14 protein-coding genes and 1 pseudogene are annotated in these 12,170 nt (G+C 59.9%); 10 read left to right on the forward strand and 5 right to left on the reverse strand.

What is annotated here, in order from left to right:
• Positions 1 to 28: 28 nt before the first annotated feature.
• Together KVY02_RS13670 and KVY02_RS13675 are read left to right on the forward strand one after the other, a co-directional pair.
• The gene (locus KVY02_RS13670; RefSeq protein WP_081195461.1) at positions 29 to 1,303 is read left to right on the forward strand and encodes a nitrate regulatory protein; all 1,275 of its coding nucleotides are present in this window, start codon (positions 29 to 31) and stop codon (positions 1,301 to 1,303) included.
• A 110-nt stretch (positions 1,304 to 1,413) separates the two neighbouring features.
• Complete coding sequence (locus KVY02_RS13675; RefSeq protein WP_081195459.1) at positions 1,414 to 2,412, forward strand: LLM class flavin-dependent oxidoreductase; 999 nt, start codon at positions 1,414 to 1,416, stop codon at positions 2,410 to 2,412.
• A 19-nt stretch (positions 2,413 to 2,431) separates the two neighbouring features.
• Here KVY02_RS13675 and KVY02_RS13680 read toward each other — a convergent pair whose 3' ends face one another.
• Positions 2,432 to 3,064: a LysE family translocator gene (locus KVY02_RS13680; protein ID WP_081195457.1), complete on the reverse strand. Its 633-nt coding sequence runs from the start codon at positions 3,062 to 3,064 to the stop codon at positions 2,432 to 2,434.
• A gap of 83 nt (positions 3,065 to 3,147) precedes the next feature.
• Here KVY02_RS13680 and KVY02_RS13685 point away from each other — a divergent pair, with 83 nt between their 5' ends.
• Together KVY02_RS13685 and KVY02_RS13690 are read left to right on the forward strand one after the other, a co-directional pair.
• The gene (locus tag KVY02_RS13685) at positions 3,148 to 3,648 is read left to right on the forward strand and encodes a GNAT family N-acetyltransferase (protein WP_081137752.1); all 501 of its coding nucleotides are present in this window, start codon (positions 3,148 to 3,150) and stop codon (positions 3,646 to 3,648) included.
• Positions 3,649 to 3,682: 34 nt separating this feature from the next.
• Positions 3,683 to 4,030: a GGDEF domain-containing protein gene (locus tag KVY02_RS13690; protein ID WP_249273229.1), complete on the forward strand. Its 348-nt coding sequence runs from the start codon at positions 3,683 to 3,685 to the stop codon at positions 4,028 to 4,030.
• On the opposite strand, the gene KVY02_RS13695 is transcribed toward KVY02_RS13690, so the two are convergent.
• Complete coding sequence (locus KVY02_RS13695) at positions 4,008 to 4,595, reverse strand: DUF1415 domain-containing protein (protein WP_081195453.1); 588 nt, start codon at positions 4,593 to 4,595, stop codon at positions 4,008 to 4,010. The genes KVY02_RS13690 and KVY02_RS13695 overlap by 23 nt on opposite strands.
• Before the next feature lie 74 nt (positions 4,596 to 4,669).
• On the reverse strand, positions 4,670 to 5,338 hold the full coding sequence (locus KVY02_RS13700) for a GntR family transcriptional regulator (RefSeq protein WP_218313713.1): 669 nt from the start codon (positions 5,336 to 5,338) through the stop codon (positions 4,670 to 4,672).
• Between the two features lie 215 nt (positions 5,339 to 5,553).
• On the opposite strand from KVY02_RS13700, the gene KVY02_RS13705 reads away from it, so the two are divergent.
• From KVY02_RS13705 to KVY02_RS13730, 6 genes are all read left to right on the forward strand, one after another.
• Positions 5,554 to 6,111 (forward strand): chromate transporter, encoded by a 558-nt coding sequence (locus tag KVY02_RS13705; protein WP_218313714.1) that lies wholly within the window; start codon positions 5,554 to 5,556, stop codon positions 6,109 to 6,111.
• Complete coding sequence (locus tag KVY02_RS13710; RefSeq protein WP_218313715.1) at positions 6,108 to 6,638, forward strand: chromate transporter; 531 nt, start codon at positions 6,108 to 6,110, stop codon at positions 6,636 to 6,638. Before KVY02_RS13705 ends, KVY02_RS13710 begins: the two co-directional genes overlap by 4 nt.
• A gap of 113 nt (positions 6,639 to 6,751) precedes the next feature.
• Positions 6,752 to 7,732, forward strand: coding sequence for a Bug family tripartite tricarboxylate transporter substrate binding protein (locus KVY02_RS13715; RefSeq protein ID WP_229800828.1), 981 nt, complete (start codon positions 6,752 to 6,754; stop codon positions 7,730 to 7,732).
• A 104-nt stretch (positions 7,733 to 7,836) separates the two neighbouring features.
• Positions 7,837 to 8,307 carry a tripartite tricarboxylate transporter TctB family protein gene (locus KVY02_RS13720; protein ID WP_039176840.1) on the forward strand — a complete coding sequence of 157 codons (471 nt, stop codon included), beginning with the start codon at positions 7,837 to 7,839 and terminating at the stop codon, positions 8,305 to 8,307.
• Positions 8,308 to 8,322: 15 nt separating this feature from the next.
• Entirely contained in the window at positions 8,323 to 9,831 is a 1,509-nt protein-coding gene (locus KVY02_RS13725) for a tripartite tricarboxylate transporter permease (RefSeq protein ID WP_218313716.1), read from the forward strand.
• Positions 9,832 to 9,889: 58 nt separating this feature from the next.
• On the forward strand, positions 9,890 to 11,497 hold the full coding sequence (locus tag KVY02_RS13730; RefSeq protein WP_218313717.1) for a gamma-glutamyltransferase family protein: 1,608 nt from the start codon (positions 9,890 to 9,892) through the stop codon (positions 11,495 to 11,497).
• A 210-nt stretch (positions 11,498 to 11,707) separates the two neighbouring features.
• Here the strand turns inward: KVY02_RS13730 and KVY02_RS18580 are convergent.
• Positions 11,708 to 11,836: pseudogene (locus KVY02_RS18580) on the reverse strand (RNA-guided endonuclease TnpB family protein); the annotation flags it as partial.
• Positions 11,837 to 12,002: 166 nt separating this feature from the next.
• Entirely contained in the window at positions 12,003 to 12,170 is a 168-nt protein-coding gene (gene arfA, locus KVY02_RS13735) for an alternative ribosome rescue factor ArfA (protein ID WP_081195449.1), read from the reverse strand.

Raw genomic sequence — 12,170 nt, forward strand, 5'->3', positions numbered from 1 at the left:
TTCAGGCGGCGAGTAACAAGGAACTACTATGTCTTCTGCCCAACAGCTACTCTTGACCGCGCTGCGCTGTGATATCGACAACCTTCATCATTTGGCCACCACCGCCGATATCGTCAGCGATATCAGTCAGTTCATTCACGTTCTGCAGCGCGAACGGGGCGCTTCGACCATTTATCTGGCTTCCCAGGGGAAGCGCTTCAAGGCACGCCGCGCCACCTACCTCGAACATAGCCAAAGTGCCGAGGCGGCCATGCGCCAGCGGCTGGAAGCGCTGGGCCAGGAAGTTCGCTCACAGGCAGCCGCCAGGCTGCTTCGCCGCATAGCGGGTGTGTGGCAAGCCCTGGATGAACTTCCGGCGCTGCGCCGCGCCATCGATCAGTTCACGATTTCGCCTGATGCGGCCACGCAGGCGTTCAACCACTTGATCAGCGGGTTGCTGGCCATCGTTTTCGAAGCCGCCGACACCGCCATAGACCCCGATATTACGCGGGCACTGGTAGCTATCTTCCACCTGATGCAGGGCAAGGAGCTGGCCGGGCAAGAGCGCGCCTGCGGCGCCTTTGGGTTTACGCTGGGGCACTTCGATGACGCGCACCGTGAACTGCTCAACCAGCTGATGGCCGCGCAGCAGCGCTGTTTCGACACCTTTGCCGAATTTGCCGCCGCCGAGGCGCTGGCCGCCTGGCAGCAGGCGCTTTCGCCCAGGACCTTGGCGGGCATCCGCGAGCTTCGCGATATCGCCTGCCAGCGTGCCAACGCGCCCATGGGCGTCAGCGACTCGCTGGGCGAAACCTGGTACGAACTCACCACGCTGCGGCTGGATACCATCAAGGCGGTGGAAGATACGCTCAACACGCAGCTGACCGCCCTGTGCCATCTCAAAATCGCCGAGGCCCGCAGGGCCCTGGAACACGCCACCAGCACCCCGGGCCATCCGCTGCCTGCCCCCTGCGAACAGCTGCTCATGCTGGCACCTTCGCACCCCTTGGGCGACCTGACGGCCAGCGCGCTTCACTCGCCGCTCAGCCGGTCGCTGATCGAGCTGGCGCAAGCTCAGTCCAGCCGACTGCAGGGCTTGAGCGACGAGCTGGAAAATACCCGCAAGGCCCTGCGAGAACGAAAGCTGATCGAGCGTGCCAAGGGGCTGATCATGGCCCACCAGGGCATGAGCGAAGAGGAGGCGTACCGCTTTCTACGCAAGACCTCCATGGACCAGAGCCGTAGCATGGCCGACATGGCCCAGTCGATTCTCGACCTTTCCGCGATGCTGCAGCGTAAAGATGATAAGCGCCAACGCCATTGATGGCCGTCTGGCCCCTTGCAATTTGCCAGGGGCACCCGCATAAACGGTGTATTCGAAAGCGTGCTAATAAATCAAGCTGCTTGACCATGACCGTTTAAACAGGTGTCACCATGAGCCAACTTGCCCACACTGCGCTGTCTGTTCTGGACCTGGCGCCCATTCGTCAAGGCGGCAGTGTCGCCGAGACCTTTCAAGACAGCGTGGCCCTGGCCCAGCACACGGAGCGGCTGGGCTACCAGCGCTACTGGCTGGCCGAGCATCACAATATTGCGGGTATCGCCAGCGCTGCCACGGCCGTGCTGATTGGCCACGTGGCAGGGCAAACGTCCACCATTCGCGTTGGCAGCGGCGGCATCATGCTGCCCAACCACCCTCCACTGGTGGTGGCCGAGCAGTTCGGCACCCTGGAGACGCTCTACCCCGGCCGGATCGACCTGGGGCTGGGCCGTGCCCCTGGCTCGGATGGCGCGACCATGCGTGCCCTGCGGCGGCACGCCCAGTCAGGTGTCGATGACTTTCCAGAACAGCTGGAAGAGCTGCGCCGCTACCTGGGCGAAGCCCAGCCCCAGCAAACCGTCAAGGCCGTGCCGGGCCAGGGCACCCATGTGCCCATCTGGCTGCTCGGGTCCAGTGGCTACAGCGCCCAATTGGCCGCCAGGCTAGGGCTCCCCTTCGCCTTTGCTGCGCAGTTTGCGCCGGGCTATCTCTTCGAAGCGCTGCGCCTGTACCGCGACCAATTCCAGCCCTCCGAGCATCTGGCGGAACCCTATGCCATGGTAGGATTACCCGTGATAGCGGCCGACAGCGACGACCTGGCCCTCTATCTGGCCACGACTGCCCAGCAGAAGTTTCTCAATTTGATTCGCGGCCGTCCGACGCAGTCACAACCCCCGGTCGATCATCTGGACTGGAGCCCCATGGAGCGCGCCCAGGTCGCCCAGTTTCTTGGCGCGGCCATCATCGGTGGCCCTGAAACGGTCAAGGAGCAGCTGGCCGACTTCCAGGCACGTACCGAGGCCAACGAGCTGATGATCAACAGTGACTTCTATCAGCACGCGGACCGCCTGCGCAGTTATGAGATCGTCGCGTCAGTCGTCAAGGACGCCTGACACGTTCACCTGGTGACCTTCAGCCTTTGGCAATCAAGAAAGCACCTGCCGCCAGCATCAAGGAACCTGCTGTGCGGTTGGTGCCCTTCTGGGCGCGTTCGGACTGGAAAAAGCGCCGTGCCGACGAGGCAAACGACGCCACCAGCATCAGCCCCATCATCAAGCCCACTAGGGTAAGCCCAACCACCAGCAGCATGTCGCCATGGTTCAGCGTGGTCAGGTCAATGAAGGTGGGTAGAAACGCGACATAAAACAGGATGACCTTCGGGTTGGAGGCCGAGATCAGGACCCCTTGGGTAAGCCCCTTGAGGGCCTCACGAGCGGATGTGGCCGCCACGGGCGTACCGCCTTCCAGGCGCGGGGGCGTGACGCTGGCCGTCCACATTTTCCAGCCCAGATAAAACAGGTAAGCCGCGCCCACATAGCGCAACACGGTGAAGGCTTCACCCCAGTTTTCTGCCAAGGCAGCCAGCCCATAGAAGGCCAGCATCAGATAGATGACATCACTCACGGTCATGCCCACAGCCAGCGGCCAGCAGGCGCGCACGCCTTGGGACATCCCCTTGGCCAGCAGCGCAAAGATACCGGGGCCAGGAGTAATGGCGAAGACGAAGATCGCCACGAAATAGGTCAGGGCACTCTCGAGGGTCATGTGACGGCTCCCCATCTTTCGGTTGACGCTTTCAGGCATCCGCTTATGCTAGCGTATGCCATGTCTTGTATGCAGGAATACTCATGCAGCGTTTTGCATTTACCCCGATGACCCGCGACGATTTCGCCCTGTTCTGGCCAACGTTCCAGAGTATTGTAGCGGCACAGGAAACGTACGCGATAGACCCCGACATCACCTTTGATGATGCCTACCATCTATGGTGTACGCTGCCGCTGCACAGCCTGGCCGTCAAGGACGAGCAAGGTCAACTGCTGGGGGCTTATTACCTCAAGGCCAATGCCGCAGGCCCCGGCAAGCATGTCTGCAACTGCGGCTATATGGTGACACCCCATGCACGCGGCAAAGGCGTGGCCCGCGCCATGTGCGAACACTCTCAGGTGCTGGCCGGTGACGCTGGCTTCGAGGCGATGCAGTTCAATGCCGTCGTGGCCAGCAATCACGTTGCGGTCACCCTGTGGCAGCGGCTGGGATTTGCCATTGTCGGCACCGTACCCCAGGCGTTTCGCCATCCGTCGCTGGGACTGGTGGACACCTACGTCATGCACAAATCTCTCAACAAGTGACTCGTAGTGAATGCTTACATAGCGCATTGAGGCCATGACCGGCAGACATCACTACTCACGGCTGATTACCGATACGTTTCGTAATGCTCTCGCTGTGGTCGCCAGGCTGGGCGGCGATGAGTTCCTCATGGTTATCAAGAGCACGCCAGAAAATAGTCACTCTCTAGCCGAGGAAGTAAGCCAGCGCTTACTCACTCAAATCGCACTGCCTATCGAATTGCCCGGCAACATGACCGCCCAAGTCGGTTGCAGCCTGGGCGCTGCGGTGTGGCCCGAGCATGGCATGGACATGCAACAGATCCTACGCCATGCCGACAGCGCGCTGTATCAGGCCAAGCATCAGGGCAAACATCGCCTGGTCATTTATCGACCTGACCAGTAAAACAGCGCTGCCACTGCTGCTCCAGCGCATCCTGGCCCATCTCGGTGAGGTAAGTGATATTGCGTTCCGGAATGGCCGCCGTATCGCCGTGGAACTCGATGGCTTTTTCCACACTGGCTTCGCGTAATACGTGGATCATCGGGTGCGGCGAACGGTTGGAGTAGTTGGCGGCCTCGTCGGGGTCGGCATCGGCGAAGCAGTAATCGGGGTGAAACGTCGCCAATTGATACACGCCCTCATAGCCCAGCTGTTCCAATAGCTGTTCCGCCAGTTCCACGAAGTCCAGGTAGTGGTCGAAGCTTTTGAACAACGTGGGAAACACCAGCAGGCTGGTTTCTGCCTCTGGATGGGCATCCAGCCACTCGAACTCGGCGACCAGCTCCTCCAGCGCAATATCCACCTTTTTGGAGCGCACGACTTCCACACGCACCGCCTCGCGCTCCAATTCACGCTTGGCAAAGGGGCAGATATTGTGCCCGACGATGAAGTTGGCCACCCAAGTGAGCGTCTGGGCAACGACCAGGGCATCGTCAGCGTGATGCGAAGCAGAGGAAGCGGTATCCATAAAGCTATTCCTAAAAACGATTACTAAAAACGATTACTAAAAACGATCCTTAACACTCTTTTGGAACCCAGCCATCAGGCATGCTGGTGGTACCGCGCCAGCGCGACTTCGTAGGATTTTTGGATATGGTCGTCCATTAATGCCCGCGCAGCAACCGCATCTCGTTTCAGGGCAAGCTCTACCAGCTGATGGTGCTGATCGTCCAGTTCCTGACGAACGGTGGGCATTTTCGGGCCTAGCCGACGGTAGCGATCGAACTGGTCGTGCAACTGCTCGATGAAGCGCAGCAGCCACACCGAGCCGCAGGGCGCCACCAGCGTACGATGAAACTGGATGTGCAGCCGTTCCCACTCTTCTACCTTGTCCAGTGTAAGGTCGGCCCGCTTGAGGCGGTGTGCCGCCGCCAGTAGATCGGCTTCCCATACCGCATCTCCGTGGGCAATGGCACGCTCCAGCGCCATGCCTTCGAGCTCGGTGCGCATCCGAGCAATGTCGTCCAGCTCTTCTCGGGAGAGCTTGGGCACTCTGAAACCACGCTGATTCTCCTGAATCAGCAGGCCATAGGCTGCCAGCTTGTTCAAGGCTTCACGTAGTGGGCTCAGCCCCACCTGATACTGCTCCTTGAGCGCATTGATGGCCAGCTTCTCCCCTGCCGCAAAACGCCCCGCGACCAAATCACGGCGCAAAACGTCGTAAATGGAGCCAGGCACTTTCTCTGCGGAGAGCTGAATATGTTTGTTCATTACCGAGTCCTCAGGCAGGTTTTTCTCTGCATCGGTTGGCGGAGATGAAGAGACCAAGTGTTGACGCCCCTCGACAGGCTCGCCTATATTCTATTTTAGACAAGATAATCGATTTTTTAACCCACAAACGATCAAAGAGTCATCCGCATGCCATTCACCCCCGCTTCGGCCTTTGCCACGCCGTCCTCGAAGACGTTTACACAGGCGTTCGACACATGAAACAAACCGCGCTCTTCTGGGCTTTTTTCAGGGTGGGCATTTTTGGCTTTGGCGGTGGCCCTGCCATGATACCGCTGGTACGGGCGGAAGTCGTGACACGTCATCAGTGGCTCACCGACGAGGAGTTTGCCGATGTGCTGGCGATTGGCAATACCCTGCCGGGGCCCATCGCCACCAAAATGCCAGGCTACATTGGCTACCGCGTGGCGGGTATCAGTGGGTGCGTGCTCTCCGTGCTGGCGGTGGTGTTGCCCATGCTGATCGCCATGGTCGTGATGCTGGGTGCTTTCAGTCGCTATCGCGACATTGGCTGGATACAGGGCATGGGGCAGGCCGTGATCCCGGTGGTGATGGTCATGATGGGCCAGCTCACCTGGGATTTCTTCGATAAATCACGCGCCGCGCTGGGCTGGCTGGTCAGTATTGTCATGGCCGTTGTCGCGGGTGGCGTCATCTACTGGCTTGGCGTTCACCCAGGCTTTGTCATCGGCGCCATTCTGCTGGCAGCGCTGCTGCGGCCAAACCGCCAAGCGCGCTCGAAGGAGGCCGCATGATCTACTGGGAGCTGTTTCTGGCGTTCTTTATTCCCAACATCGTGGGTTACGGTGGCGGGCCGGCCATCATCCCGCTCATCGAGGCAGAAGTGGTTGGCCGCTACGGCTGGATGAGTTCGCAGGCATTTGCCGAAACCCTGGCCCTGGGGAACGCGCTTCCCAGCCCTATCGCCACCAAGATGGCGGGCTATATCGGCTATGAAGTCGCTGGCCTGGGAGGTGCCGCCGTTGCCGTGGCCGCGACGGTGGTTCCTTCCCTGCTGCTGATGATCGGGGCACTGGGGCTGCTCTACCGCCACCGTGAATCGCCCAGGGTCAAGCGCATGAGCCAGTGGGTACGCCCGGTCATTGCCATCATGATGGCGTGGCTCACGCTCAGTTTCCTGCTGGAAAGTACCGCCAGCAGCGGCATCGTTCACACCCTGATCATCGGCATCGTCGCGGCCATCGCCCTCGTGCGATTCAACACCCACCCCGCGTTCGTTGTCATCGGCGCACTGGTTTATGGAGGGTTCTTTCTGGGCTGATCTTGACGTTTCACTGCATACAACAAGAACCCGAAATGGGACCACGCGCTCACCCTGTCACTGCTGAAAAGCAGTGGCCCACCGCACCAACTCAATCAAAAAAGGTGTATCACATGACGCGTTCGACATTTGCTCTCAGCACTACCCTGGCAGCCATTGGCCTCAGCGCCAGCATGGCATTCACTTCCAATGCCTTCGCCGACTACCCGGAGCAGGACATCCGGTTGGTCATTCCCTATGGCCCTGGCGGCGCCACGGACATCATTTTCCGGTTGATTTCCCAGGAGGCTGAACAGCACCTGGGCACATCCATCGTCCCCATGAACATGGCTGGCGCAGGCGCGACACTGGGTTCGCGTAACGTCAAGGATGCCACGCCTAACGGCTATACCCTGCTGGGTAGCCATGACACCATTGCCCTTTCCAAGCTGGCAGGAATGGTCGACTACTCTTACGATGCCTTCGAACCGATTGCCCTGCTGACGCAAACCATCAATATCCCCACGACCTATGCCGGGCACCCGGTGGAAAGCGCTGCCGACATCGCCGAATACGTGCGTGAGAACCCGGGCCAAGTGCGTTTCAGCATGATCCCCAGTTCGACGGACCACTTCTTCTGGGCGCAATTTTTCCAGGAGGCTGGGATCGATATGGCCGATATCCGCCTGGTGGGCTACCCGGATACCGGCGAGCAGGTCTCTGCACTGATGGCCCAAGAGATCGACTTTGCCATGTTCAATCTTCCGTCCGGGGGCGCCTTCTACCAGGACGGCACCTTTGTGCCGCTAGGCATCGCTCACCCCGAGCGGCTGGACAGCTTGCCTGACGTCGCCACCCTGCGAGAACAGGGCATCGACATGGACCACTCCACCAGCCGCGGCATTTTTGCGCCCAAAGGCACCCCTCAGGAAATCCTCGACACGGTGGCTGCCGCGTACGGCCAAGCGCTGGAAAACGAACAAGTGCAGAGCCGTATCGAGAATGAATTCGGGTCTGTGGTTCGCTTCCTGGCAGGCGACGACTATCAAGCGTTTTTGACGGAAAACGAGGCAGCACTATCTGCGGCAGCTGAAAACATAGATTTTCAGAACTGATCGATTCGCAGAGAGCTGCTTCATCACGTACTGACGCTTTATAGGTCTCACTCTGTCATTGGCCCCTGCGGCAAGCACCCCAGGGGCCTGTGGAGGTATCGCTAATGCTAACGCTTACCAAAGACCGCGCACTGGCGCTGGCGCTGCTCTTGATCGTGGCTGTCATGTGGGTGGAGTCGAGTTCCATCAGGCCCCCCACCAGTTGGCAGCCCTATGGCTCAGCGCTCTTTCCGCGCATATTGCTGGTCACCATTGCCCTGCTGTCACTGGTGCTTCTGGTGCGCACCTTTTTTTCCCCTGCCACGCCGCCCCCTTCGTGGTCGGCAGCGGTCTCTCACTGGTTCAACCGGCGGAAATCGGTACTGGCACTTTTTGGGATCTTCGGGCTGTACGCCGCCCTGCTTCCCGTACTTGGGTACATCGTTGCCACGATGGGGTTCATGGTGGCCTCGCTGGCGCTGCTGCTAGGTATGGACTCGCGACGCAAGTGGCTGATCAATCTGGGGATCAGCGGCACGCTGGTACCGTTGGTCTATATCATTTTCCGCTATGGCCTCAAGGTCTGGCTCCCCTAACGGCGAGGCGTTCACATGAGTCACTTTTTTCTTCAGGCACTCGCCGAGGTCAGCAGCCCTTCCGTATTGGGGCTCATCGTACTTGGCGTTCTGTTTGGTATCGTCGGGGGAAGCATTCCCGGCTTTACAGTTACCATGGCCATCCTGGTGGTCTTTCCCTTCACGTTCGCCATGGACCCGGTCAGCGGGGTGTCATTGATGGTGGGCGTCTTCGTGGGAGGTTACTCAGGCGGCATCGTCTCGGGAGTCATGCTGGGCATTCCCGGTACGCCCTCCTCCATTACCACGGTTTACGATGGCTACCCCATGGCTCAGAAGGGGGAGCCTGGGCGGGCGCTGGGCATCGGGGTCATGGCCTCGTTTCTGGGTACCTTGATCAGTGTTGCCGTGCTGGTGTTCTTTGGCCCCTTGATTGCCAGCTTCAGCATGAATTTCCGCCCCTGGGAGATCACGGCACTGATCGTGTTCGCCCTGACGCTGGTGGCAGGGCTCTCCAACGGCGCGCTATTGAAAGGCTTGCTGGCCGCGGCCATCGGGCTCTTGATCACGACCGTGGGCTATGACCGCAACAGCAATCTGCGTTTTGACTTCGGCATACCCGCCCTGGGGTCTGGCTTTGAAATGCTGCCGGTGATGATTGGCATCTTTGCCTTTTCTCAGTTGCTCGGCAATATCGAAAAAATGCGTGACTCTGGCAGCAGCGGGAAAAGCGTCGATACCAACGTCGCCATCCCCTATGGTCAGATCATGCGTGACATGGCGGGCCAGAAACTGAACACCCTGCGCTCGTCACTGATCGGCAGCCTGATTGGCGCGCTGCCGGGAACCGGTGGCACCGTGGCAAACTTCGTCAGCTATGATCAGGCCAAGAAATTTTCCCGCCAACCCGAAACCTTCGGCACCGGCACGCCTAGCGGAATTGTCGCGTCCGAAGCCTCCAACAGCGCCGTCGCCGGCGGCGCTTTCGTGCCTACCCTGGCGTTAGGCATTCCAGGCGACCTGCCCATGGCCATCATGATGGGCGTGCTCATTTTGCATGGCATAACGCCCGGCCCCATGATGTTCGAACAGAACCCGGTATTGGTCGGCGCCATTTACGCGGGGCTGTTGATCAGCGCCGTCGTCATGGTGCTGTGCAACCTGCTGCTGGTGCGTTGGTTCGCCAAGATTTCACTGATTCCCCAGCAAATTCTGGTGCCCGTCGTACTGATGCTATGCGCCATTGGCGCTTATGCCCTCAATAACAATCTGTTCGATATCTGGGTGCTGTTCATCTTTGGCGTGATTGGCTATCTGCTATGGAAAGCCGAGGTGCCGCTGACGCCCTTGATCCTCGGTGTCGTGCTGGGCAATAACCTGGAACGACAGCTGTTCAGAGCGCTGGAACTCGACCCTAACTGGCTGACGTTTTTGACACGCCCACTGTCGGCGCTGTTTCTTGCGCTGGCCGTTGCGTCAGTGGTGTTTTCGCTCTACCAGGACCGCAAGGCCAAGCGCCTGAAACAGGCACCTGCATCTCATTGACTCTGATATCACTGACCCTGATCTCGATAACCCTTGTTCACTGCACAGGAAACCAACAATGCATAACGATGCTCTTTACTACCCGAGCGCCTCGCGCCGCATGACCACTTATGGCAAACGTGGCATGGTTGCCACGTCTCAACCCCTGGCTGCCCAGGTCGGGGCCACCATCCTGCAGCAGGGTGGCAATGCCATCGATGCTGCCATTGCCACGGCGGCAGCGCTCACCGTGGTGGAGCCGACCTCTAACGGCATCGGTGGTGATGCCTTTGCCATCGTGTGGGTCGATGGCAAGTTGCACGGCCTGAATGCCAGTGGTCCTGCCCCTCAGGCGGCCACCATCGATGCCCTGAAAGCGCTGGGCCACGATGTCATGCCCAACCATGGCTTGCTACCGGTCACGGTGCCCGGTACGCCGGCCGCCTGGGCGGCGCTCTCGGAACGCTTTGGCAAACTGCCTTTTGCCGACCTGATCGCCCCTGCCATCGCCTTGGCAGAAGAGGGCTTTGCGGTCACCCCTATCATTCATCAGATGTGGCAAGATGCCTTCAACACCTACGCCGTTTACCCTGAAGCAGCCTTCAAACCGTGGTTTGACACCTTCGCTCCCAAAGGGCGGGCACCTCGTCCTGGCGAGCTATGGGCGTCTCCAGACCACGCCAGAAGCCTTACCGCCATTGCCAACACCCATGCCAAAGCATTTTACGAAGGCGAATTGGCCGATGCCATCGATGCCTTCTCGCGGGAGCACGGGGGCCTGCTGCGCAAGGAGGATCTGGCGGCTTACCAGCCCGAGTGGGTAGACCCGATCAGCGTCCGCTACCAAGGGCATGATATCTGGGAGATCCCACCCAATGGCAGCGGCTTGATCGTGCTCCAGGCCCTCGGCATGCTGGAGCACCTGGGCGCGGCTGCCCATGATCCTGTGGAAACCCTACACCGTCGCATCGAGGCCACCAAACTGGCCTATGTGGATGGCTTCAAGCACATCACCGAAGGTGAAGCCATGCAGCCATCGGTCGCACAGATGCTCGACGATGGCTACTTGAAGGCTCGTGCAGCTCTCATCAACGAGCAAGCCCTGGACCCTCAGCATGGCAACCCGTTGCAAGGCGGCACCGTCTACCTGGCGACAGCCGATGGCGAAGGCAACATGGTGTCGTTCATCCAGAGCAACTTCAAAGGCTTCGGGTCTGGCATCGTCGTGCCGGGTACGGGGATCAGTCTGCAGAACCGCGGCTGGTCCTTCTCGCTGGACCCCGAGCATGCCAATGCACTGGCGCCGGGCAAGCGCACCTATCACACCATCATTCCCGGGTTCATCACCAAGGGTGATCAGGCGGTAGGACCGTTTGGCGTGATGGGTGGCTACATGCAGCCTCAGGGCCATGTTCAGGTCGTCACGGCCATGCTGGAAGACCACTTGAACCCGCAGGCAGCGCTGGATATGCCGCGCTGGAAATGGACCTCCGGCAAGACCGTCGAAGTCGAAGCCGACTTCCCCAACCACCTGGCCCTGGCGCTGGCACGACGAGGGCACCACATCGTCAAGGTCGCTGATTCACTCAGCTTTGGCCGTGGCCAGATCATCCTGCGCAACCCAGGCACTGGGGTGCTTCAAGGGGGCACAGAGCCTCGTACCGACGGCGCCGTGCTGCCGCTCTAACGCATTTCCGCATTGGCGCTGCTTGCCCACCCGCCCTTCCCAGGGCGGGCTGGCTCTTGCAGGCAATTGACCTCCTCCCCTCCCTCAGCTTGCGCTGCCGTCTGACAACGGAAAGGAAGGGGACTCCCTGGTTGCTGCCTTCCAGGTTCCTGCTTCGCAGCCCGTTGCCTTTGGTGATAGCACCTCAGGTCTTACACAAGCTCCACAGGCTTAACCTCCCGTGAGCCCCACGGTAGTTTTCTCATGCTGGCGAAGCTTGTCAGCCCCGGCCAGAATGGCTTTGCCCGATTGCAGTATGTTGCGGGCAGCGTTTACGTCGCGGTCAATGCCTTGCGTGCCCGCGTGGGCGTCATTTTCCAGGACTTCGTGCGCTATCAGCTCTCGGTAGGCGAAAAAAGCCGACCGACACCCCAAGGTGCCTGGGTCGGCGAAGCTGATGAGAGTCTGCAATCACGCGTCAGCGTGTGCAGTGATGCCTGGGGAAAGCATCGCAAAACTGCCTGCGTCAAGCGGCTTGGCGATGCCCTCTGTCGGCTGATCGAGTCAACCTCCCCCGTCCTTTGCGCGAGTAGCTGCCCTTGCCCTTCCTGGGCGTTTGCTGCTGCAGTTTGAACATGGGTGTTCGCAGCTGTGCTTTCAAGGCATTGTCCTTGATACCGTGCCGCTTTTTCAT

It is taken from the genome of Halomonas sp. 18071143 (assembly GCF_019211725.1).
Classification (GTDB): domain Bacteria; phylum Pseudomonadota; class Gammaproteobacteria; order Pseudomonadales; family Halomonadaceae; genus Vreelandella; species Vreelandella stevensii.

Excerpts from the sequence above, each read along its gene's own strand:
- KVY02_RS13670 (WP_081195461.1), top strand. The coding sequence starts at position 29 with ATGTCTTCTGCCCAACAGCTACTCTTGACCGCGCTGCGCTGTGATATC.
- KVY02_RS13675 (WP_081195459.1), top strand. The coding sequence starts at position 1,414 with ATGAGCCAACTTGCCCACACTGCGCTGTCTGTTCTGGACCTGGCGCCC.
- KVY02_RS13680 (WP_081195457.1), bottom strand. The coding sequence starts at position 3,064 with ATGACCCTCGAGAGTGCCCTGACCTATTTCGTGGCGATCTTCGTCTTC.
- KVY02_RS13685 (WP_081137752.1), top strand. The coding sequence starts at position 3,148 with ATGCAGCGTTTTGCATTTACCCCGATGACCCGCGACGATTTCGCCCTG.
- KVY02_RS13690 (WP_249273229.1), top strand. The coding sequence starts at position 3,683 with ATGACCGGCAGACATCACTACTCACGGCTGATTACCGATACGTTTCGT.
- KVY02_RS13695 (WP_081195453.1), bottom strand. The coding sequence starts at position 4,595 with ATGGATACCGCTTCCTCTGCTTCGCATCACGCTGACGATGCCCTGGTC.
- KVY02_RS13700 (WP_218313713.1), bottom strand. The coding sequence starts at position 5,338 with ATGAACAAACATATTCAGCTCTCCGCAGAGAAAGTGCCTGGCTCCATT.
- KVY02_RS13705 (WP_218313714.1), top strand. The coding sequence starts at position 5,554 with ATGAAACAAACCGCGCTCTTCTGGGCTTTTTTCAGGGTGGGCATTTTT.
- KVY02_RS13710 (WP_218313715.1), top strand. The coding sequence starts at position 6,108 with ATGATCTACTGGGAGCTGTTTCTGGCGTTCTTTATTCCCAACATCGTG.
- KVY02_RS13715 (WP_229800828.1), top strand. The coding sequence starts at position 6,752 with ATGACGCGTTCGACATTTGCTCTCAGCACTACCCTGGCAGCCATTGGC.
- KVY02_RS13720 (WP_039176840.1), top strand. The coding sequence starts at position 7,837 with ATGCTAACGCTTACCAAAGACCGCGCACTGGCGCTGGCGCTGCTCTTG.
- KVY02_RS13725 (WP_218313716.1), top strand. The coding sequence starts at position 8,323 with ATGAGTCACTTTTTTCTTCAGGCACTCGCCGAGGTCAGCAGCCCTTCC.
- KVY02_RS13730 (WP_218313717.1), top strand. The coding sequence starts at position 9,890 with ATGCATAACGATGCTCTTTACTACCCGAGCGCCTCGCGCCGCATGACC.
- arfA (WP_081195449.1), bottom strand. The coding sequence starts at position 12,170 with ATGAAAAAGCGGCACGGTATCAAGGACAATGCCTTGAAAGCACAGCTG.